At 66.6% G+C, this 21,478-nt stretch carries 14 protein-coding genes; 3 read left to right on the top strand and 11 right to left on the bottom strand.

The features are described 5' to 3' along the window. Positions 1-2: 2 nt before the first annotated feature. The 10 genes from EHV23_RS10850 to EHV23_RS10895 form a co-directional block, all read right to left on the bottom strand. Complete coding sequence (locus EHV23_RS10850) at positions 3-1,280, bottom strand: glycosyltransferase family 4 protein (protein WP_158615940.1); 1,278 nt, start codon at positions 1,278-1,280, stop codon at positions 3-5. Then, positions 1,264-3,126, bottom strand: a complete 1,863-nt coding sequence (locus EHV23_RS10855; protein WP_125096089.1) for an asparagine synthetase B family protein — start codon at positions 3,124-3,126, stop codon at positions 1,264-1,266. Before EHV23_RS10855 ends, EHV23_RS10850 begins: the two co-directional genes overlap by 17 nt. Next, on the bottom strand, positions 3,110-5,620 hold the full coding sequence (locus tag EHV23_RS10860) for a glycosyltransferase (protein ID WP_125096090.1): 2,511 nt from the start codon (positions 5,618-5,620) through the stop codon (positions 3,110-3,112). Before EHV23_RS10860 ends, EHV23_RS10855 begins: the two co-directional genes overlap by 17 nt. After that, complete coding sequence (locus tag EHV23_RS10865; protein WP_125096091.1) at positions 5,617-6,846, bottom strand: glycosyltransferase; 1,230 nt, start codon at positions 6,844-6,846, stop codon at positions 5,617-5,619. The genes EHV23_RS10860 and EHV23_RS10865 overlap by 4 nt, the downstream gene beginning before the upstream one ends. An 8-nt stretch (positions 6,847-6,854) precedes the next feature. Beyond that, on the bottom strand, positions 6,855-7,859 hold the full coding sequence (locus tag EHV23_RS10870) for a polysaccharide deacetylase family protein (protein WP_125096092.1): 1,005 nt from the start codon (positions 7,857-7,859) through the stop codon (positions 6,855-6,857). A 47-nt stretch (positions 7,860-7,906) separates the two neighbouring features. Beyond that, entirely contained in the window at positions 7,907-9,400 is a 1,494-nt protein-coding gene (locus EHV23_RS10875; RefSeq protein ID WP_125096093.1) for a lipopolysaccharide biosynthesis protein, read from the bottom strand. Between the two features lie 28 nt (positions 9,401-9,428). After that, positions 9,429-10,400, bottom strand: coding sequence for an ExeA family protein (locus tag EHV23_RS10880; protein WP_125096094.1), 972 nt, complete (start codon positions 10,398-10,400; stop codon positions 9,429-9,431). A 1-nt stretch (position 10,401) separates the two neighbouring features. Beyond that, positions 10,402-11,634: a P-loop NTPase family protein gene (locus tag EHV23_RS10885; RefSeq protein WP_125096095.1), complete on the bottom strand. Its 1,233-nt coding sequence runs from the start codon at positions 11,632-11,634 to the stop codon at positions 10,402-10,404. After that, the gene (locus EHV23_RS10890; protein ID WP_125096096.1) at positions 11,631-13,223 is read right to left on the bottom strand and encodes an XrtA system polysaccharide chain length determinant; all 1,593 of its coding nucleotides are present in this window, start codon (positions 13,221-13,223) and stop codon (positions 11,631-11,633) included. Before EHV23_RS10890 ends, EHV23_RS10885 begins: the two co-directional genes overlap by 4 nt. Positions 13,224-13,316: 93 nt before the next feature. Continuing rightward, positions 13,317-13,931, bottom strand: a complete 615-nt coding sequence (locus EHV23_RS10895) for an XrtA/PEP-CTERM system exopolysaccharide export protein (RefSeq protein ID WP_203228978.1) — start codon at positions 13,929-13,931, stop codon at positions 13,317-13,319. 610 nt (positions 13,932-14,541) lie between these two features. On the opposite strand from EHV23_RS10895, the gene coaA reads away from it, so the two are divergent. Next, a complete protein-coding gene (gene coaA / locus EHV23_RS10900) occupies positions 14,542-15,570 on the top strand; it encodes a type I pantothenate kinase (protein ID WP_238990426.1) in 1,029 nt (342 codons plus the stop codon). Between the two features lie 124 nt (positions 15,571-15,694). Here coaA and aceK read toward each other — a convergent pair whose 3' ends face one another. Then, positions 15,695-17,521 (bottom strand): bifunctional isocitrate dehydrogenase kinase/phosphatase, encoded by a 1,827-nt coding sequence (gene aceK / locus EHV23_RS10905; RefSeq protein WP_125096098.1) that lies wholly within the window; start codon positions 17,519-17,521, stop codon positions 15,695-15,697. A 267-nt stretch (positions 17,522-17,788) separates the two neighbouring features. Here aceK and EHV23_RS10910 point away from each other — a divergent pair, with 267 nt between their 5' ends. Further along, positions 17,789-18,769, top strand: a complete 981-nt coding sequence (locus EHV23_RS10910; RefSeq protein WP_125096099.1) for an exopolyphosphatase — start codon at positions 17,789-17,791, stop codon at positions 18,767-18,769. A gap of 206 nt (positions 18,770-18,975) precedes the next feature. Further along, a complete protein-coding gene (locus tag EHV23_RS10915; protein WP_125096100.1) occupies positions 18,976-21,402 on the top strand; it encodes a TonB-dependent receptor in 2,427 nt (808 codons plus the stop codon). Positions 21,403-21,478 lie beyond the last annotated feature (76 nt).

A 21,478-nucleotide genomic window follows, 5' to 3' on the forward strand; every position in this document is an offset into this window, starting at 1 on the left:
GGTCAGTGCATCCGGTGGGAGGAGTCGGGAGAAGAGAACGGGCTGGGAATACCGGCGTCAGCCACGTCTTCGGGGTCGCTGGGGCCATCCAGGGCGGTCAGCGTCCAGGCGTCGCCGTCGTAGATGGTCTGCAGCTGGTGGCCCACCGTGGGGATGGACGCATTGGCCTGCACGAAGCGCCGGGCAGCATCGCCCATGCGGGCGAGGCCGGGACGCCCCAGCCGATGGGCGGCCTGCAGGTGGCGCGCCAGCGCGGGGGCATCACCGGCCCGGAACAGCCAGCCGGTCTGCTGCGGCATGATGAAGTCCTCGTTGCCGCTCACGCGCGAGCCGATCATCGGCAGGCCGGACGCCATCGATTCGAGCAGCGTGTTCGACAGTCCCTCGGTGTAGGAGGTCAGCACCCCCACGTCGGCCGTGGCCAGCTGTTCGGATACATCGTCGCTGTGCCCCAGAAAGCGGACCTGTTCCTCGCGCTGGCCGGCCCGCACCTGGGCGCGCAGTTTGTCTTCGAGCGAGCCGGTACCCACCAGCAGCAGGCGCACCTTCTGTTCGGGCGTGAAAGCCTGCATCCAGGCCTCGAGCAGCACGTCCAGACCCTTCACGGGTTCCAGGCGGCCCACGTACAGCACCACCAGTTCCGTGCTGGTGTCGGCGTCGCGCCGGGCACGCAGGGCCTGGATACGGGGCTGGGCCGGGTCGAAGCGGTCCAGATCGACGGCGTTGGGGATGCGGTAGACCTGTGCTGCCGAGAAGCCCGCCTCCATCAGCCGGTTGGCCAGCGCCTGGCTGATGGCCTGGATCATGGTGCGCTTGAGGATGGTGCGCTTGATCCGCATGAACAGCGAGGGGTGCGGGTCCAGAATGCCACCCTGCAGCTCGGTCATGCCGGTGAGCTTGACGATCAGGGGCTTGCGGAGCTGGCGGTTGACGAGGGCGCTGGCGACGGCCATGTTCTGGGCAATGTGGCAGTGAATGGCCTTGATCTCGCGACGGCGCTGGCGCAGCAGGCGGGTCAGCCGGTACTGCAGGACCAGCCCCCCGAGCAGCGGAACGCGCGGATAGCGCAGCCGGATGATTTCCACCAGCCCCTGCCGTTCGTGGGCGACCTGCGGCCCCCAGGGCACCATCGGAACCACGATGGTGCTGGGAATGCCCTGTTCGGCCAGCCACCGGGTGAGCGTACCCACCTGCGATTCGGCGCCGCCCCCGCCCGTGGACGGGTAGACGCTGTCGAGGATCATGAAGACCCGTTGTGCGAGGTCAGTTCTGCGTGTCATGGGCGTGGCGCTGCAGCCAGAGTTCGAGAACCAGCAGCTGATACAGCTCGCTGGCATGATCCCAGGCACCCCGCTGGTGACGGTCCAGCAGGCGCCGCACCGTATCCATCTGAACGATGTCGCGCAGACGGGCGTTGGGCGATTCGAGCGTATCGTTGAGCAGCTGGCGGAACGGCCCCTGGCCGCGCATCCACAGGCTCACGGGCAGACCAAACCCCTGTTTCTTCTTGCGCCGGATCTCCTCCGGCAGAATCGACATCATCGCCTGTTTGAAGAGCGCACGTTTTTGCGTTCCATGCAATTTGTAATGCGCAGGTAAATGTGCGGTGTATTCCACCAGTTTCCGGTCCAGATACGGGAAGCGCACCGACACGCCGGCACTGCGGCAGGCGCCCGTCACCTTGATGATGTCGTTGTCGGCAATGGCCATCGTCAGGTCGAGGTGCATCAGGCGGTGCAGCTCGCTGGAGGCCGTGAAGGTGCGCCAGATGTCGCGCTGCAGGTTCAGCGAGGTGTCGCGCGGTACCGTGGCCCGGAACGACGGCGTGAGCAGGTCGTCGTAATGGTCGGAGGCGAAGGAATCGTCCGTGTAGAAACGGTCGGGGTTGGGCAGGCTGCCGCGTTCGATGAAGTTGCGGATGCGGTTGGCCCAGCGCTGGTCGGTTCTTTCCAGCTGCTTCGCCACCAGGCTGCCCAGCCCCTTCACCGGCGAGGGCAGGCCGTAGTAGAGGCTGAAGATCCGGTCCTTCAGGTAGCGCTCGTTGCCACCGAAGATCTCGTCGCCACCGTCGCCGGCCACCAGCAGGTCCTTGCCGGCCTCGGCCGCCATCTTCGCGCAGTAGTAGGTGGGGATGGCCGAGGCGTTGCCGAAGGGCTCGTCGAAGGTGTTGATGAGGATGGGCAGCACCTCGGCCGCCTCGCTTTCGCTGACCCGGCGCTGGTGGGCATCGAGGTCGAAGGCGCGGGCGGCGATTTCGGCAAAGCCCAGCTCGTCATAGCCTTCCTCGGTGAAGCCGATGGAAAAGCTCGACACCTTCTTCGGCGCGGCGCTGGCGGCCAGGATGCCGCAGATGCTGGAGCTGTCGGTGCCGCCGCTCAGGAAGGCGCCCCAGTGCTGGTCGTCACCGGGCTGGTAGCTGCGCACCGTTTCGATGATCTGCTCGCGCAGCTGGGTGGCGGCGCGCTCCCTGCCCAGGTCGAGATCTTCGGGGTAGCGCAGCTGCCACCAGCTGTCCTGTTCCATGCGGCCATCGCGCCAGCGTAGCCGCTGCCCGCCCGAGAGCTTGCGCACGGACCGGCAGATCGAACTGAGCGCCGGCACGTAGTAGAAGTTCAGGTAGTGGTAGAGGCCCTCGTTCGACAGTGCCGGGCTGAACAGCCGCGTGGCCAGCAGCAGGCGCATGTCGCTGGCGGCCGCAAAACCCTGGCTGGTGCTGTGGCTGAAGCAGACGGGCCAGGTCTTGAAGGTATCGGTCACCACATTGACCATGCCGTTGGGGATGTCCCAGCACACCAGCAGGAAACGGCCCCGGCAGCGTTCCACCGGCATCTCGCGCGACTGCAGCCACGCGTGCAGCACGCTGTCCAGATCATCCCCCCGGGGACCGTTGGACATGCCCATCGCACCCACCTGGGCATCGCCGATGTAGTGCCAGCCCTCGCCCTGCCACTGCAGGTCGAAGCGGTGCCCGTCGGGCAGCAGGCTCTGGTGGTGGTGCACCTGGCGATGGCTTTCGGAACCGGGCCAGCCGGCGGTGATGTCCGCCAGGGCGGGCAGGGGACGATCATTCGGCGCCGCGGAAGACGGCGGCTGGATGACCAGCAGGAAATTACCGTTGACTGACACGCGAATACTCCTTCAGCATGGCACTGACCATGGCGGGGGGACTGTATTGTTCCAGAACCTTGTGCTGTGCGGCACGGCCCAGCCGTTCACGCAACGCCGGATCGTCGATCAGGGTGAGCAGGGCGCGGGCCAGGGCATCGGTATCGGTGGGCTCCACCAGCACCCCGTGCCGCCCGTTGTCGATGGCCTGCGGAATGCCGCCCACCGGTGTGGACAGCACGGCCCGGCCCAGTGCCATGGCTTCGAGCACGACGTTCGACAGCCCTTCGCGCAGCGAGGGCAGCACCACCAGATCGGCGGCCTCCATCAGCGCCGGTACCTCGGACTGCTCGCCCAGCAGCAGCGCATGATCCTGCAGCCCCAGCTGCATGATCTGCGTGGCCAGCGCATCGCGCAGCGGTCCGCTGCCGGCGATCAGCAGCCGCACACGCGGCCGCTGCTTCACCACCAGCGCAAGGGCCTCCAGCAGGCGGGGCAGGTTCTTGTGCTCGACCAGGCGGCCGACGAAGAGCACGAGGGTGTCGAATGCAGGCGGGGTGCCGGCGGAGGCTGTCAGGTTGTCGGTGGCTTTCATGCAGCCCGCGGCAGGGGGATGCGCCGTATCCTGGCACCGCAGATAATGCTGGCGCAATGCCTCCACCCGTGCGGCATCCGGTGCCGTTACCGACACGCCGTTGTGCACCACATGGAAATGGTGCATGGGCCAGTGCATCTGCCGTGCAGCGTATTCGGCACCTTCGCGTGAATTGGAGATGATGCTGGCCGACTGTCCGCTCACCCAGCGCTTCATCCGCCACTGGTTGCGGCCATACCATTCATAGGTGCCGCGCACCGAGCTGATCAGCACCGGGCGTTCGCGGGTCGGCAGCAGCCGGCAGGCAATGGCGCCCCACAGTTCGGCCGTGAACGAATAGCAGTGCACCACATCGGGTGCCCAGGTGCGAATGGCCTGGCGCAGGTTGCGCACGAAGCCCGGATCGACGCGCCCCTGCTTGTTCACGCGGATGGTCTCGATGCCGGCGGCCTGCAGCTGCTCCACCAGAAACGACGGGTTGATGAAGTACAGCACCGCGCAGTTCACGCCGCGTGCCTTCAGGCCCAGCGCCAGCTGCACGATCTGCCGCTGGCTGCCGCCCACTTCCATCTCGTCGGTCATCAGCATGACGCGGCGGGGCTGGTTGGGTTTTTGGGTCTGCCGGATCAGCGCCAGCAGCTTGCCGGCCTCGATGTCGGCGTCGAAATCCTGCACGATGGTCCGGCGGGCTGCCTCGGCCAGTCGCGTGCGCAGCGGGGCATCGCCCAGCAGGCGGGCCATGGCGTCGGCCAGTTCGGCGGCGTTGCCCGGGTTCACCAGCAGGCCGTTCTCTTCGTGATGGATCAGCTCCGGAATGCCGGACACCCGTGTGGAAATGGCCGTGGCCCCGCAGGCCATCGCTTCCATCAGGGCGACCGGAATGCCGTCGGCATTGCCGTCGGCCAGCAGCACCGAAGGCAGCACGAACAGCGTGGCCCGGTTGATGCGGGTGCGAACCTCCTGCTGCGGCAGGGCACCGGTCAGCCGTACCTGCGCCTGCAGGCCGGCGGCGTCGATGGTCTGCTGCAGCATGTCGCGCAGTGGCCCGTCGCCGATGATGTCGCAGGTGAAGGCCGTGCCCCGTTCCTTCAGCAGCCGGCAGGCCTCCACCAGATGGATGAAGCCCTTGATGGGATCCAGCCTTCCCACACCCACGATGTACGCAGCCTCGCGGCCTGCGGCTGCATAGGGCAGATCGGCCGGCAGCACGCCACAGTGGATCACGGCCAGCCGTGACTGGTTCTGTGGCCTCATGCGGGCGGCCAGCTGCTTCTGGTTGTAGCCGGAGATGGTCACGCTGAAATCGGCCTGGTTCAGCTTGCCGGCCAGGTCCTGGTCGTGCACGAAAATGTCGTGCGCGTGCCCGGTGAAGCTCCAGGGCCGGCCAATCCGTCCGGCCAGGATGCGGGCAGCAGAGCTGGGATAGGTGGCCCAATGGGCGTGCAGGTGCTGCGGGTCGAAGGACCGGACGGTATCGATCATCGCCAGCGTGCGCCACCAGCTCACCACCGACTTGGCCAGCTCGGCCGGTTTGCGCCACAGGCTATTCACCAGCGGCGCCAGCTCGCGTGCGCTCTGCAGCGGATGGCCCAGCACCTTCGGCAGCGCCGCCTTCAGGCTGCCGGCCAGGCTGGCGGGCGGATAGATCACCCGGTCCAGCAGGATTTCGGCATCGGGTTGCACCATCAGCTCACTGTGCGGCTTGAGCGAGATGATGCGCACCTCCACCCCCTGCCGCATCAGCGCGTGGATTTCGCGCACGATGAAGGTTTCCGACCAGCACGGAAACAGCGACACCAGATACAGCACCCGGATGCGGTCAGGTGTGCGGCTCCCTGCCTGTGGTGCATGCGCCTCGGGCTGTGGTCCTACCACGCCCGGAGAGACTGCCGTGCCGTGACAGGCTTCGTGGCTGCTCATTTATCGGCCCCCCAGCGGTGCAGGTTGCGGTTGCGCAGGAATTCGACAAACCCGTACACGATGAACAGGTGCATTTCCACGAAGGTATTGGCCAGCCGCACCGGCAGCCAGCGCCGGCTGGCCGGGCGCAGTCGTGCCAGCACGGCGCCGCCGATGATCAGTGCCGCGCCCAGGACGTTGAGCCCGAAGAACCATGAGCCCGGCGCGAGCATCAGGCTGGCCAGCAGCATCAGCACAAGGGCCACCGGGGTGATCAGGCGGCAGACCTTGTGTGAGAAAAAGCCCACGAAGGCCGGGTTGCGGCGGGGGGACACGAGGGCCGGGCAGAGCTGGATCAGCTGGAAATTGCCGGCCAGCGTGCGGATCTTGCGGCGCTTTTCCTGTGCCATCGAGGTCGAGGGCAGATCGTATGCGATGGCGCGGCTGTCGAAACCGGCCCGGTAGCCGTCGAGCACCGCCTGCATCGGAATCAGCACATCGTCCAGAATGGTCTCGGCCGGAATGGGCCGGAAGGCGGCGCGCCGCAGGCCGTACAGCGCCCCCGTCATGCCGATGGTGGAAGCCACCTGGCCTTCGGTGCGGCGCAGCCATTTTTCGTAGCGCCAGTAGGCATCCAGCCCCTGGCCGACGAAATCTCCCTCGCTCAGCTCGAACTGCAGTTCGCCACTGACGGCTGCCATCCGTGGGCTGGCCTGCAGCGAAGTCACCAGATGGTGGATGGCGTCGGGGTCCAGCCGCTGGCGCGCATCGGTGAGGATCAGGAATTCCTCATGGCACCGGGCAATGGCATCGTTGAGCGTGGCCGCCTTGCCGCGATGCTGGGCATGGCGCAGCACCGTCACGCGCGGATCATCCAGCGCCTCGGCGGCACGGGCCGTGTCCTCGTCGTCGCCATCGATGGCCAGCAGCACACGGATCCGGCCAGCCGGATAATGGCTGTCCAGGCAGCTGCGGATCTTGCGACCGATCAGGTGCGCGGCGTTGCGTGCCACGATCACCACGGCAATGGCGGGCAGGGCATCGTCGTTGGGTGCCACAGCGCCGTCCGTGCCCGCTGCGGCAGCCGGCGTGCTTCCCGTGACACCCGCCGGGCCGGGCGTCCTGCCGGTTTCTGCAGTACCCTGCAGCTTCTTCAGCTGCCAGCGCAGCAGCCATGGATAGCCGAGGTACGTGTACACCATCCACGCTGCGGCGATGATGTAGACCAGTATCCAGAAGGTGTTCATGCGCTCAGTCAGTCGTCTTTGGAGGTGTCGTCCGTCCGGGGCGTGCGCAGCAGCAGCGCCCGCAGCCTTTCGTGCCCGCCATTGCCCAGCAGCTGCTTCGACAGCCGCAGCACGCGGTAGCGCAGCTGCTGTTTCAGCATTTCTGCCGGATGCTGGGTGATCCAGGCCAGAAAGCGTGCCTCGGCCGTGTTGTGCAGCATGGCCAGCCGCGGCACTTCCTCGGCCTGTCCGCCAGCAGCGCCATGGTCATGTGCTGCAGCGCCAGGGCCATTTGCTGCAGTGCCATGGCCATGAGCGGCAGCACCCTGGCCCGACTGGCCGGATGCCGCGTCACGGCCGGTCTGTCCGGCTGCACCACCCTGACCCACCGACGCCGGTATCGCAGATGCGGACGCAGAGCCCGGCTGTGATACCGGTGCCGATGCCGGCACGGGACGGCTGGCAGGCCGCCAGATGCCCACACGGGACGAGCACACTGTCTCGTAACCGATACTATGCGCCATCGACAGGAAATCGTCAGGCATCCGGCCGCCTGCTGGTGCGTAAATAACGACAGCCTGCCCGATGGCGTCCTCGATGGCCGCTTTCGAGTCGGCCAGCTCGGCGCGCACCTCGGCTGGCGAGAGCTGGTCCAGATAGCGGTGATGCATGCCGTGCGACTGGATCGACATGCCCATGGCCGCCATCTCGCGCAGGGCCGGCCAGTCCAGAAAGCCCGGCTGGCCCACCATCGACGGATTGACGAAGAATTCGGCGCTGCCGCCCACGCGGGCGATTTCTTCGGCGGCGGCCAGATTGCTCCGCTGCCCGTCATCGAAGGTCAGGCAGACGGGATGAGCATTGGCGATGACAGGCTGACGGGCCTGCCGGATGCCGGACACCCGGCCGCCGTGCTGCAGAATGAGCTGCAGCTGGTGCCGGAAAACGGCCGGTGACACGCTGTAGTGCGGGTCGGCTCCAGTTTCCGCGCCATCGACGATGGCGTGGTACATCAGTACGGTCACCGGTTTCATGACTTGGGTTTTTCCTGCGTTGCGCTGCGATCTGCTGTGGTGTGTGGCTACCCCTGTTTCGTTCCCCTGCCACGCCCCAGCCCGAACCGCGCCAGTACCTGGGTGGCCATCACGCGGGCCTCGGCATCCAGTGCCAGCACGGCCACGGCGTAGATGACGGCGCCCACGGCCATGCGCACGACCAGGGTGGGCAGATCACGGTCGAAATGGATGTATCCCAGAGCCACGTACATCACGCCGGCGGCCACCGTGAAGGCCAGCACACGGCGCCATTCGGGGTGCACCGGTACCGTGGCGCGTCCCTGCCAGGCGGCCAGCGCATTCATCAGCGCATAGGCCAGCAGGGTGGCGATGGCGGCCCCTTCGATGCCCATGAAGGGAATCAGCAGCAGGTTGAGCACCACGTTCAGCCCGGCTGCCGACAGGATGGACAGCAGCACCAGCCCGGAACGCTTGCGGATCTGCAGGCCGGCCGACGTGACCGGAAAGAGCCCCTGCAGCGCCACCCCGCCGATCACCCACGGGATGATGGCCGCGCCGGCACGGTACTTCTCGGAGGCCACCAGCGCCAGCAGCGGTTCTGACACGGCCGACACACCGGCCACCATCGGAATGGCAAACAGCAGATACAGGTGGAACACCCGCTGCAGAAATTTCTGCGTGGCGGTTTCGCCCTCGTCGGCCCACAGGCGCAGCACCATGGGCGTGACCGCACCGGTGAAGGCCGTCACCAGCACGGCGCCGATATAGTCGCACAGGTTGTACGGTGCCGAATAGACCCCCAGCCATTCCGAACCCAGCATGCGCTGGATCAGCACGCGGTCGCCCAGGCTGAGCATCACCGACGACAGCTCCATGGCCACCAGCGGCAGGCTGTAGCGCAGCAGCACCTGCAGCAGCGGCATGGAAAAATCGCGGGGCGACCAGGGTTCGCGCCGGAAGAACCAGCCGGCCAGCACCACCAGGCACAGGGTTTCCGACACGATCTGTGCGCCGTAGAAGCCCCACAGCGTGGTGGACACATAGAGCAGCGCCAGCAGCATCAGCGCCAGACCCATGTAGCGCTGCACCACCGAATACAGCGACAGCACGCCGCTCAGCTCGCGCGCCCGCAGCTGGTTGACCACCGAGCTGGACAGACACTGCAGCAGCGCCAGCGGTGCCACCAGATACAGCAGGTGATGGTTTTCGGGGGAAGAGAAGAGGGAATCGGGCAGTACGGAGAGGCCACCCATCCAGAGCAGGGCCGTGGCGGTGCCGAAACCGGCCAGGCCCATGTACACCGTGGCCTCGTACTGCGGCAGCGACCAGGGCGACTGGCCGGCACGCACCTCGCTGTAGAAGCGCAGGGCCGCCTGCTGCAGCCCCAGCTTGCCCACGGCCGCCGTGGCCGTGACCAGCACGCCGATCAGGCTCATCATGCCGTAATCGGCCACCGGGAAGATGCGGGTGAGAAACGGGAACGAAACGATGCTTGCCAGCGTGACCAGCAGGCTGGCGAGCGAGTAGCGCGAAAAATGGGCGGCCAGCCGGCTCAGCATGGCCGCCGGTCCGGAAGGAAGCGGGGGTTCATTCCTGCCGCAGTGCGTCCAGACGCACCAGAATCGTGTTGGTCACCTGGGAGATCTGGTTCAGCGCGGCTTCCAGCGCATCGAGGCGCCGGTCCTGCTCGCGCAGCTGGCTGCTGGCGGTGGATGCCACCACGGGGGCCTCGTCACCGGCGGTGCGCCATTCGTCTTCCATGTCCTGTAGCGTGTTGTCCACGTCCTGCACGGAAACACGGGTCTTTTCCTCGACGTAGGCCTGCGTCAGCAGCCGCTCGCACAGGATGTTGATCTGGCGCGGATTGCCGCCGGTGGCCAGCTGGATGCGCTGCAGGGCCTCGGCATCGAACGGGGTCTCGCCCTGCCAGCCGGCCTGCTCCATCCGTTTCTGGATGTATTGGGGCACTTCCTCGGCGGTCAGGCCATCGATGTGGTCGGTGACCAGGAAGCGCTGGCGCAGGGCATCGAGCCGCGGTGCGGCCAGCCGGGCACGCAGCACCGGCTGCGCCACCAGGAAGATCTGCAGCAGCAGGTTGCCGTTGAGCTGCATGTCCGACAGCAGGCGCACCACTTCCAGCGCATCGTCGTCCAGGTTGTGGGCCTCGTCGATCACCAGCAGCAGCCGGCGGTTGGCCTGCACTTCACCCAGCAGGTATTTCTGCAGGTCGTGCAGCAGCTGGGCGGTGTCGGCCCGGCCAGGCAGCTCCAGGCCCAGGGCCAGGAAGATCTGCTGCAGCAGCGAGTGGCCATCGGCCTTGGGGGTGGCCAGCGTGAACACCTGGATGCCGGCGTCGGGCAGGCGACGGCTGATGTTCTGGATCAGCATCGTCTTGCCGCAGCCCGGGGCACCGGTCAGCAGCACCAGGCCCTCGCGCTGGTACAGGCCGTACTTGAGCGTATTGACGGCGCGCTGGATGGCCTCGCTGTTGAACAGGAAGCGCAGGTGCGGATTGAGGCGAAACGGTTTGGACTTCAACCCGAAGAATGATTTGTACATCTCAGTATCCGTAGTAGGCAGGTGCCTTGGGCTGAACGGGGGCCTTGTTGAACAGCAGACCGACAGCCGGACAGTTTTCCAGCTGCAGGAGGGATTCGTTGACGGCGGTGCGCGGGGTCTCGCCGGCGGCCACCACCAGCATCACCTGGCCCACCAGGGCCGACAGCGAGCGGGTCTCGGTGACGGGTAGCAGCGGCGGGCTGTCGAAGACGATCACGTGGTGCGGCAGCAGCGTCCTGAGTTCTTCCACCAGCCGGGCCATGTTGCCGGAGGCCAGCAGATCCACCGGACGGTGCTTCAGGTGGCCGGCCGGCAGCAGCGTCAGCCCGGGCAGCGAGGTGGGGCGCAGCAGCTCGGTGACCGGGATGGACGGATCGTCCAGATAGTCGGCCAGACCGATCTCGTCCGGAATGTCCAGCTCCAGCGTGTTCGACACGCTGGGACGCGCGATGTCGGCATCGACCAGCAGCACCGGGTGCTCGCCGCCGATGGCAATGCTGATGGCCAGGTTGATCGACGAGAAGGTCTTGCCCTCGCCGGGCAGCGAACTGGTCACCATGATCAGCCGGCCGTTGTCCACCACCGGCCGCAGGCGGCCGAAGGCGTTGTCCAGCAACCGGCGCTTGACCAGGCGGAACTCCTGGTGAATCTTGGCGGTCTTGTCGTCGGGGGTCAGGAAGCCTTTTTCCTTCAGCCGGTCGAAGTCCAGCGTCAGCTCGTGGTGGCCAACGCCGGGACGGTAGGGGGCCAGCGGCAGGGCTTCCATGGGCGAGCCGGACGGCCGGGGCTGCGCCGAACCTGGCGTGCCTGAACCCCCGGCCATGCCCGCGCCACCGGCCATGCCCTGGCCGCCCCGGGTGCCCGTGCTGCCCGCCATGCCTCCCGGCGGGGGGCTGGCCGTGGTGTATTCGGTCAGCACCGGCACTTCGGTGGCCTGTTCATGGGCAGTGCCATGGGATTGCGCCGTCTGGCCGTGGCTGCTGCTCCAGGACTGACCCGACTGCTGGCGCTGCTGCTCACGCTGTTCGCGCAGAAGCTGGGCCCGGGCGATGTCGGCACGGATGCGCGCGGCCATGGCCTCGTCGGCCTCGGGTGATGTGCCGATCATCGTGGTGGTTGGCCCGGACACGGTATGGGGGCCGCCCGGCAGGATCGTGGTGGTCACCGGCAGCGGACGTGACGGGTTCTGGTCCACCATCTTCTGCATGGCGCGGTGAATGAGGCGCTTGTTCATGAGTTCACCTGCTGGCTCTGGGTGGCGGAAGTCACGGGAGGCTGCTCGGACAGCTGGCCACCGTCGATCACGTAGAACAGGATCAGCAGCACGATGACCGTGGTGTAGAGGGCGCAGACCGAGATGAAGCGCATCGACTTGCGACGGTCTGCCCGCAGGGTGGCGTCATCGCGGTAGCGGGTGATGGCGCCGAACAGCGGCACGTTGGTGGCCGCCTTCAGGGCGTTGGGCTCGTAGTAGGCCGGGTTGGCCAGCTCGCGCACCAGCGCCACGGCCAGACCGAGGATGATCGACACCACGAGGGTGCCCACCAGCAGCAGCGGCCGGTTCGGCGACACGGGTTTCGGGCTCACCCGCGGGGGATCGACCACGCGGAACTCGCGCGAGCCGGTGTTCTCCTCGATGCTGCCGGCCAGGCGGGCGGCATCGCGGCGCTGCAGCAGCTTCTCGTAGTTCTGCTTGTTGGAGTCGTAGTCGCGGTTGAGCTGGATGTATTCGGCCTCGACCTTCGGAATGGCCAGCGCGATTTCGCGGGCACGCTTGGACTGGGCCTCGGCCTCGGAGACGCGGGCAGCCAGCGAGGCCACCTTGGCATCGGCCTCGGCCATGGCGATGGACATCTCCTGGTACAGGCGGTTGGGCACCTTGCCCCGGCCCGGACGCGGGTCGGCCGGACGGTTGGATTCGCGCACCAGCTCGCGTTCCAGGTCACGGATGGTGCTGCGGGTGTTGATCACGTCCGGGTGGGCGTCGGTGTAGCGTACCAGCAGGTCATCGAGCTTCTTGCGGGCGGCTTCCAGCCGGCGCTCGGTTTCGCTGCCACCGCCGTCCGTCTGGCTGCCGCCGGCCGGCACGTATTCGGGAATGGCTTCCAGCCGTGCACGGATGGCGCTGCGGGAGTTGACGGCCTGCCGGTACTCCAGGCGGGCCGTCTGCAGCTCGCGCTGGATGTCGGCCGAGCGGGCCACGTAGTCCTGCGCCAGGTTGGGCATCACCTCGATGTGCTGGATCTTGAATTCCTTCAGCGCCGTCTCGGTCTTGAGGAGGGTCTCCTTGGCCTTGGTGATCTCCTGGTCGATGAAGTCCACCGCGTGCTGCGTGTCACTGGTCTTGCCGGTGCGGGCAGCCTTCACGAAGGTCTCCAGCAGCAGGTTCACCACCTTCAGGGCCGTCTGCTGGTCGGGGTTGCGGTACTCGAGGCTGTAGAAGTTGGTGCCACCGGCCGGCTTGAACTTGATGTTCTTCTCCAGCGTCTGCAGCAGGGCTTCGCGATCCTTCTGGGTCTTGACCTCACGGTCGAGGCCGGTGGCCTGCACGATGGCCTCCAGGTTCGGGCGGCTGACCAGTGTGCGCGCCATCATCTGGATCTGGCCCTGCACGTCGGGCTGAACCGTCATGCCCTGCATCAGCGGCTGCAGGATCGACTTGGTGTCGACGTAGGCACGCGCCGTCGCCTCGTAGTTGCCGGGCAGCACCACCGTGAGGATGATGCCCAGCACGCCACAGATCAGCGTGGCGACCAGCCCGGAGACACGGTACTTCCACAGCCCGGACAGGTAGGTTTTGTAGGACTTCAGAAAGTCAAGCATACAGCTGCGCAGAAGGTGGGTTTGGGCACCGCCAGTATGGACGGTGCCGGTGTGCTGGCGCCAGCCTGGGCGGCGCCAGCGGCCAGTGGGCGGTTACAGCAGGCTTTCCGGGATCATGATCGAGTCACCCGGGGCGATCTCGACGTTGGCGCTCGGGTCGCCCCGCTTGAGCAGGTCTTCCAGGCGTACCCGGTACTGCTTGTTGTTCTCCACGGCACGGATCAGGATGGCCTGGTTGCCGGCTGCCTTGCGGGTCAGGCCGTTGGCCTTGGTCATCACGTCCAGCAGGGTGATGCCGTTCTGGTAGGGCACGGCGCCCGGGCTCTGGGCCTGGCCGATCACGCGGACCACCGACAGCGGGTCGCCGACGATCTTGGTCACCACCACCGACACGCTCGGGTCACGGATGTAGGTGGCCAGTTTCTCCTCGATTTCCTTGCCGAGGACCTGCGGGGTCTTGCCCACGGCCACGATGTCCTTGATCAGCGGCGCGGTGATCTTGCCGTCGGGGCGCACGGGCACCTTCACCGACAGGTCGGGGTTGCGCCAGACCTTGATGTCCAGCTCGTCACCCGGGCCGATCTGGTAGATGTAGTTGTGCTTGGGCGCCTTGTCGGGGGCAGGCGGCAGACCGCCAGTACGGATGGCGGCACAGCCGGCCAGAAAACTGGCCAGCGCCAGGACAAACAGGAAGCGGATCGTGGACATGGCAAAAAGGGTCGTTTGTGTTGCAGATCGGTCCAGAAGCACTGCCGTACAGCCCCGGGCAGTCACCGGACCGGCGTGTCTGTCGAAAACAGCCGCCGGGCCGATACTCTAGCCTGCAGACGGGGCGTGATTCCAACAGAATGATCAGGCCAATGTGACCTATGACCGTAACTTTTGATTTAAGCATGTATCTCTATGTTAATAAGTAATGAATCCCATCGCCTTGTAAACCGCATGCTTTCGGCTTTTTCGTCAAGCGGCTGAATCCGTGGCCGTTGTTCTCTGCTTACAGGTACTGTTTACAGGTGTCGCAGTTTTGCGTCAGTGTCGAAATTGATTACGGATGAAGTGTGGTGAAACGGGGGGGCGTCAGCCGCTGGTTCGTGCGGATGGCGTCAGGCGGCACGACGGGTGGGATTGCCCATGCGTTCTGGCGTCGTCAGGCGGCACTGCGGGCAGGATCGCCCATTCGTTCGGCACCGTGGGGGCGGGATTGCTCCTTCGGTCAGCGTCGTGGGCAGGGCAGTCCCGCCATGTCCATCGCGGCTCTGCCCGGATGGCCCGGGGCCGGTATCATCGCGCCATGCCAGAGGGCGGTGAGGAGCTTTGCGTGAGTCAGGAAGAGAAGGTAGGCACTGTGCCGAACGGAGACGGTAGCGGGAAACAGGACCACCCGGTGCGTCGTGCCGCGGTGGATGACTTTGCAACCTACGAGCGCTTCAGCCGGGCCGACTGGGCCGGGCTGCGCTCCAGCACGCCGCTCACATTGTCCGAGCCCGAGCTGATCGCCCTGCGCGGCGTCAACGACGAGGTGTCGCTGCAGGAGGTGGTGGATATCTACCTGCCCTTGTCGCGACTGCTCAACCTGCACTTCCGGTCGGCCCAGGCGCTGTCGGGGGTGCGCGACGATTTTCTCGGCCGGCTGGTGGGGGTGCGCCCCTACGTCATCGGCATTGCCGGCAGCGTGGCGGTGGGCAAGAGCACCTTTGCCCGGGTGCTGCAGGCGCTGATGGCCCGCTGGCCCGACCATCCCCGGGTGGCCCTGGTCACCACCGACGGCTTTCTGCATCCCAACAGCGTGCTGCAGGCGCGCGGGCTGATGAAGCGCAAGGGCTTTCCGCAGAGCTACGACCGCCGGCGGATGATCGCCTTCCTGGCCGCCCTGAAGGCGGGCAAGGCGGTGGTGGAGGCACCGGTGTACTCGCACCAGGCCTACGACATCCTGCCCAACGTCGTGCAGCGGGTGGAGCAGCCCGATGTGCTGATCTTCGAGGGGCTCAACGTGCTGCAGACCTGGGGAGCCGAGCGGGGAGCTGGCGCGCCACGGGCCAGCGTCACCGTGTCGGACTTCTTCGATTTCTCCATCTACGTCGATGCCGAAGAATCCGACATCGAACGGTGGTACCAGCGGCGCTTCCTGTCGCTGCAGCAGACCGTGTTCCGCCGGCCGGATTCCTACTTCCATCACTACCGGGACCTGACCGAGGCAGAGGCCCTGCAGATGGCCAGCGACATCTGGCGGGAGATCAACCTGCGCAACCTGCGCGAGAACATCGCCCCCACCCGCGAGCGGGCCAACCTGGTGGTGCGCAAGCAGGCCGACCACCGGGTGGGGGAGATTCTGCTGCGCATGATCTGATACACGTCGCCATGACGAGCACCATGACGCGGCGTGCTGCCGGTTGCCCTGCCAGGCAGGACGGGGCCAGCCCTGACCGTGCACGGCGCCCCGTCAGCACAGGGCTGGGGCCAGTGCGGGACTTTTAGCCGGCCAGGCTGCCGGTGGCGGCGGCAGGCGTGATGGCACCATTGTCGTCGCGCGCAAACCGCAGCCGGCGCGGGTAGGCAAAGATGTCGTCCAGAATGCCGGCCTCGATGCGCTTCTGCTGGTTCTGCCACCAGGCCGGGTCCAGCAGCTCGGCGTGATATTTCAGGAAGGGTTTGCGTATCCGCGGGTTGCCCAGCAGGAAGGTTTCGAACTCTTCCGGAAACACGTCGTTGGGGGCCACCGGGTACCAGGGTTCGGAGGCCATCTCGTCTTCGGGGGTGCGCGGCTCGGGTACCTTGCGGAAATTGCATTCCGTCAGGTAGACCACTTCGTCGTAGTCGTAGAACACCACCCGGTTCTGGCGGGTCACGCCGAAGTTCTTGTACAGCATGTCGCCGGGGAAGATGTTGGCCGACACCATGTTGCGGATGGCCATGCCGTACTGGTTCACGGCGTGCTCCCGTTCGGCCTCGGAGGCGGTTTCCAGATAGAGGTTGAGCGGTGTCATCCGGCGCTCGATGTAGAGGTGGCGGATGATGATGCGGTCGCCCTCGTCGGTCAGCAGGGAAGGCGCCGTCTGCTGCAGCTCGGCCAGCAGTTCCGGCGAGAGCCGGTTTCGGGGGAAGGGCACATCCGAATATTCCCACGAATCGGCCATCCGACCGGCCCGGTCGTGGTTCTTGACCAGCTGGTAGCGGTCCTCGATGTATTCGCGGGTGATGTCCTTGCGGCGCACATCCTTGATGTACTTGAACACGAACGGGAACGAGGGCAGCGTGAACACGCCCATCACCAGCCCCTTGATGCCGGGCGCGATGATGAAGGCGTCGGTCGATTCGTGCAGGTGCTGCAGCAGGTCGCGGAAAAACAGCGTCTTGCCCTGCTTGTGCAGGCCCAGCATGGTGTACAGCTCGGACTCGGGCTTGGTGGGCATCAGCGTGCGCAGAAAGCGTACATAGGCCGAGGGCACGGCCATGTCCACCATGAAATACGCCCGCGAGAAATTGAACAGTCCCTCGATGTGATCGTGCTGGTGCAGCACCGTGTCGATGAACACATGCCCGCGGGAGTCGCGCAGCAGTGGCAGGGCGAAGGGCTGCACCTCGCCGTCATTGATGATCCGGCCGATCAGGTAGGCGCCCTTGTTGCGGAAAAAGAGCGAACGCAGCACGTGTACCTGGCAGTCCATGCCCCGGTACGTATCCGGGCCGAACAGGCCGGGGGCGGCGTTCACCACCTGCTGCAGGTCCGATTCGATGTCCTGGTAGCCGCAGGCCAGGCCCAGGTCGATGATCACCTGCCGCAGCACCTGCTTCCAGGGGGACGTGCCGGGGTAGTAGACCCGGAAGGAGGGGGGCGTGGCGTCCAGGTGCTCGGTGGACACGGCCGGGCGCACGAAAATGAAGTCGTTGTGGAAATACTGCCGGTGCAGCAGCCGGGTGCTGACCGTGTTGAAGAAGGACTCGGCCAGTTCGGGCTGCTGGTGCCCGGCCAGCAGCAGCACGTAATACTGCTTGACCTCCGCCCAGGTGTCGTCGGCCAGGTTGTCGGTGTCGAACTGGCTGCGCAGGTTTTCCACGGCCTCGCGCACCCGCTGGTCGTAGAAGGTGATCCGCTCGGAGGCCAGCCGGCGCATGGTGTGCCAGGCTGCATTCTCGAAACACGCCTTGGCCTGCTGGGCGTTGTAGCGAAAGAGCGCATAGTGCCGGTTGAAGCCGGCCAGCATGGTGCGGGCCAGGGTGGCCGGCAGGCTGTCGGCATCGAGGGTGCCGGGCGGTGCCGCGGGGGGCAGGGGGGGATGGGGCAGGGCGTCTTCGTACATGCCTTCCATCTTAAACGCCGCCCGGTCATGACAGGCCCGGGCTGCGGGCAAACCCTGACGCCATGGCGCGCTCTGAGGCGAACCGATGATGCGGCAACGGCCGGGCACGCCGCGGGATGACGGCAGCCGTTGCCGCTGGTAGGCGCGGGAAGGCCGCAAGTCGGGCAGGGGCAGGCAGCCTGCGGGCGCAGGCAGATACTGCCGGCTCTGGTTGCGCCGCCTCCCGCTTCGGGCCGCAGGGCGCACTCCCTGGAGCAGGTGTACCCCATGCGAACCGAACATCCCTTCCGACTGATTACCCGTTCCGATTTCGATGGCCTGGTCAGCGCGGCCATGCTGCGTGACATCGGCGTGGTCGATTCCGTCCTGTTCGTGCATCCCAAGGACGTGCAGGACGGGAAGGTGCCGGTCGGCCGCCACGACATGCTGGTCAACCTGCCCTATGTGGCCACTGCTGGCCAGGTGTTCGACTACCAGGCCCCGGGGGCACGCACGCTGCCCCGCGTGGGCTACAGCAACCTCGTCATGGGGGTGGGCGAGCGCTCGGTGTCGCGCGTCATTCACGACCACTTCGGGGGCGAGGCGCGTTTTCCGCATTTTTCCGCCGCCATGCTGGCAGCGGCCGACAAGGCCGGCAGTGCTGCCTATACGCTGGCCGATGTGCTGCACCCGCGCGACTGGACGCTGCTGGGCTTTCTGTGCGACCCGCGTACCGGTCTGGGCCGTTTTCACGATTTCCGCATCTCCAACCTGCAGCTGATGATGATGCTGGTGGATGCCTGCCGTTCGATGGACATCGACCGCATCCTGGCCCTGCCGGACGTGGCCGAGCGCGTGCGCTGCTATCACGAGCACGAGTCCCGTGCCATCGAGCAGCTGCGCCGCTGTGCGTACATGCAGGGCGACGTGGTGGTGCTGGACCTGCGCAACGAAAAGACCATCTACGCCGCCAACCGCTTCCTGGTCTACGCGCTGTTCCCCAACGCCACGATGTCGCTGCACATCATGTGGGGGCGCGAGAAGGCCAACACCGTGTTTGCGCTGGGCCGGTCGATTTTCAACACGGCGTCCCGTGTGGACATCGGCAGCCTGTGCACCCGCTATGGCGGGGGCGGTCACGAGTACGCCGGTACCTGCCAGATCGGCAACGACTGGGCCAACCAGCGCCTGGACGAGGTGCTGGCCCGCATCGAACAGGAAAGCCGTCGCACGACAGCTCCGGCCGCGCCGGCAGATGCCGCCGTGTGAAGGTGCTGGCGCGACTGTAGCGTCATGCCGCGATCGACACGGCCTCCCGGCATTGTCGTGTGAGGGGGCCGCGATTTTTGGCCGCGGTTTTTTCATGGGATCCCGTGGTACGGGTGTGCGGTAACGAACGGATTCGTGATGCGTGCCCGGGGCCGCAGGGCTCCGCCCACGATGGCATTGCAAGGGGATATGCCGTGCACAGACACATGAAGCTCAGCCTGCTGGCAGCCGCCATCGGCGCCATGATGACGCCTGCCTGGGCACACACCCAGGATGGGGCGGATTCCGGCGGCACTGGGAAACTCATGGCCGGGCCGGAGGCTGCTGCAGGCATTCCCGTCCTGACGGGCCCCCGCCGTCACGACAATTTCTCCCACCGGGGGGAACTTCATGATGGCCAGCACACGGGGAATTTTTCCGGGGAGCGGATGCTGACGGGGGTCGATGCCGTGCCCGTGCCGCTGTGGCCGTCGCGTGCCCTGCCGCCAATGCAGAACCTGCGCAGCGTGGGCCTGTACGAAATTGCGCCGGTGGACCCGATAGGCGACGGCATGGGAGGTGTGCCCGAGGCCCACGCCGTCAACCGTTTCCTGCGTCGTCACCTCGATACTTCCGATGGCGCCCGTCTGCTGGCCGACCTGCCGGAAGTGCACCTGCAGGGGGCGGGTGGCCTGTCGTCGCTGCCGTTCATCCGGGGCCTGGGGGCTGACCGCCTGCGGCTGGTGATCGATGACCAGGACGTGACCGGCGTGCCCGTGCGGGCACTGAACCCGGTCCTGTCCCATCTGGACCCGCAGCGCGTGCGCCGGCTCTACGCCTGGCCCGGGGTGGCGCCGGTCAGCGTGGGTGGTGACAGCATCGGCGGCGGCATCGTCATCGAAACCGCCGGTCCGCGCTTTGCCGATGGCCCCAGTGATCCGCTGTCCGGTGGCCACTGGGGGGCCCACTACCGTACCAACGGTCAGGGCATCGATTTTCTGTACGGGGCCTACTATGCCACCGACACGCTCGGCCTGCGCTACCAGGGCGGCTGGGCCCGCTCGCAGAATGTCCGTGCGGGCGGCAACTTCAAGGCCGCCGGGGCCGGCCGTGACGGCAACCCGGTACTGCGTGCCGATGAAATCGGCTCCAGCAGCTTCCGCGCCCAGCATCACCAGCTGGCGGCTGCCTGGACGGCCGGCACGCACATGCTGGAAGCCGAGATCGGCTGGGAAAGTGTGCCCTTCCAGGGGCTGCCCACCCAGCGGCTGGACCTCACCGACAGCGAAGCCGGCATGGCCGGTCTGCGTTACCGTGGCATGTATGGCTGGGGCGACCTGAAAGCCCGTGTCTGGCACCAGCGCATCCGCAATCACCTGGATACCGGCCGTGATCGTGCCCTGCGCACCGATGGTCTGCGTGCCCGCAACGAAGGCACCACCGACGGCGTACGCGTGCAGGCCGACGTGATGCAGGGCAGCCGTGACATCCTGCGCCTTGGCGTGGAGGGCCTGTCCGAAAAACAGGATACCGGCTGGCAGACTGCTGCTGCCCGGAACACCGTCTGGACCCTCGACGACGGCCGGCGCGAACGCGTGGGCGGTTTTGCCGAATGGGAGCGCAACTGGAATGCCGACTGGAGCACGCTGGTCGGGGTACGCTACACCCGGGTGACCACCCGCGCCGGTGCCGTCAGCGCCACGGGGCCGCTGGATGGCTGGGCCACGGATGCCGCCGCCTTCAACGCCGCGACCCGCGAGACCACCGACAACCACGGTGACTTCTCGGCTCTGGCCAGTTACGCGCCACGCATGGGCCATCGCTACGAACTGGGCCTTGCCCGCGCCACCCGTTCGCCCAGCCTGGCCGAACGTTACGGCTGGTCCACCAGTGCACTGGCTGCGGGCGTGGCCGGACTGCCGGGCGATGGCAACGGTTTCGTTGGCAACCCGGCCCTGAAGCCCGAAGTGGCCAACACCATCAGCGCCACCGCCAGCTGGGAAGACCCGACCGGGCCGATGCGCTGGGGGATGAGCGTCACCGCCTGGGCCTCACGCATCCGCAACCACGTGGATGTGGCGCGCTGTGTGGAAGACCAGTGTGGCAGCGGCAATGCCGACGTCACCGGCCGGTTCGTGATGCTGCGTGCCGTCAACCAGAATGCCAGCACCCACGGGATGGACCTGCGCGTCCATCGTGGCCTGGGCGACCGGAAAATGCTGGGCGATGCCTTCGTCGTGCACGGCCAGCTGTCGTGGATGCGCGGCCGCAACGATGTGACCGACGACAACCTGTACGGGGTCATGCCGGGCCGCCTGCGTCTGGCGCTGGAAATGAACTGGTCCGACGACCGTCTGGGCCTGCGCAACACCCTGGAATGGGAGGGGGTGCAGCCCAGAAAGCGGCTGTCCGCTGTGCGCAACGAAGTCCGTACGCCGGGCTATGGCCTGATCCACTGGCGCAACCGTCTCATCATCGGCATGGTGGGGCTGGACTTTGGCATCGAGAACCTGCTCGACCGCCGCTACACGCTGACCGGGGGTGAAGCCTGGGTCGGCCAGGGCAACACCACGACACTCGACAGCGTGCCCTGGGGCGTGGCCATGCCCGGACCGGGACGCACGTACATGGTGGGATTGACCTACCGGTTCTGAGGCAGTCCGGCTGGCGGGAGCCAGGAAGGGGCAGCGGGATTTTTGCTGAGACATCCGGCGAGGGGGCGAATGGCCC

This window comes from Lautropia dentalis (assembly GCF_003892345.1).
Lineage (GTDB): Bacteria > Pseudomonadota > Gammaproteobacteria > Burkholderiales > Burkholderiaceae_E > Lautropia > Lautropia dentalis.

Coding starts and splice junctions, on each gene's coding strand:
- EHV23_RS10880 (WP_125096094.1), bottom strand. CDS start 10,400: ATGTACAAATCATTCTTCGGGTTGAAGTCCAAACCGTTTCGCCTCAAT.
- EHV23_RS10870 (WP_125096092.1), bottom strand. CDS start 7,859: ATGAAACCGGTGACCGTACTGATGTACCACGCCATCGTCGATGGCGCG.
- EHV23_RS10865 (WP_125096091.1), bottom strand. CDS start 6,846: ATGAACACCTTCTGGATACTGGTCTACATCATCGCCGCAGCGTGGATG.
- aceK (WP_125096098.1), bottom strand. CDS start 17,521: ATGTACGAAGACGCCCTGCCCCATCCCCCCCTGCCCCCCGCGGCACCG.
- EHV23_RS10850 (WP_158615940.1), bottom strand. CDS start 1,280: ATGACACGCAGAACTGACCTCGCACAACGGGTCTTCATGATCCTCGAC.
- EHV23_RS10875 (WP_125096093.1), bottom strand. CDS start 9,400: ATGCTGAGCCGGCTGGCCGCCCATTTTTCGCGCTACTCGCTCGCCAGC.
- EHV23_RS10885 (WP_125096095.1), bottom strand. CDS start 11,634: ATGAACAAGCGCCTCATTCACCGCGCCATGCAGAAGATGGTGGACCAG.
- EHV23_RS10890 (WP_125096096.1), bottom strand. CDS start 13,223: ATGCTTGACTTTCTGAAGTCCTACAAAACCTACCTGTCCGGGCTGTGG.
- EHV23_RS10860 (WP_125096090.1), bottom strand. CDS start 5,620: ATGAGCAGCCACGAAGCCTGTCACGGCACGGCAGTCTCTCCGGGCGTG.
- EHV23_RS10915 (WP_125096100.1), top strand. CDS start 18,976: ATGAAGCTCAGCCTGCTGGCAGCCGCCATCGGCGCCATGATGACGCCT.
- EHV23_RS10895 (WP_203228978.1), bottom strand. CDS start 13,931: ATGTCCACGATCCGCTTCCTGTTTGTCCTGGCGCTGGCCAGTTTTCTG.
- EHV23_RS10910 (WP_125096099.1), top strand. CDS start 17,789: ATGCGAACCGAACATCCCTTCCGACTGATTACCCGTTCCGATTTCGAT.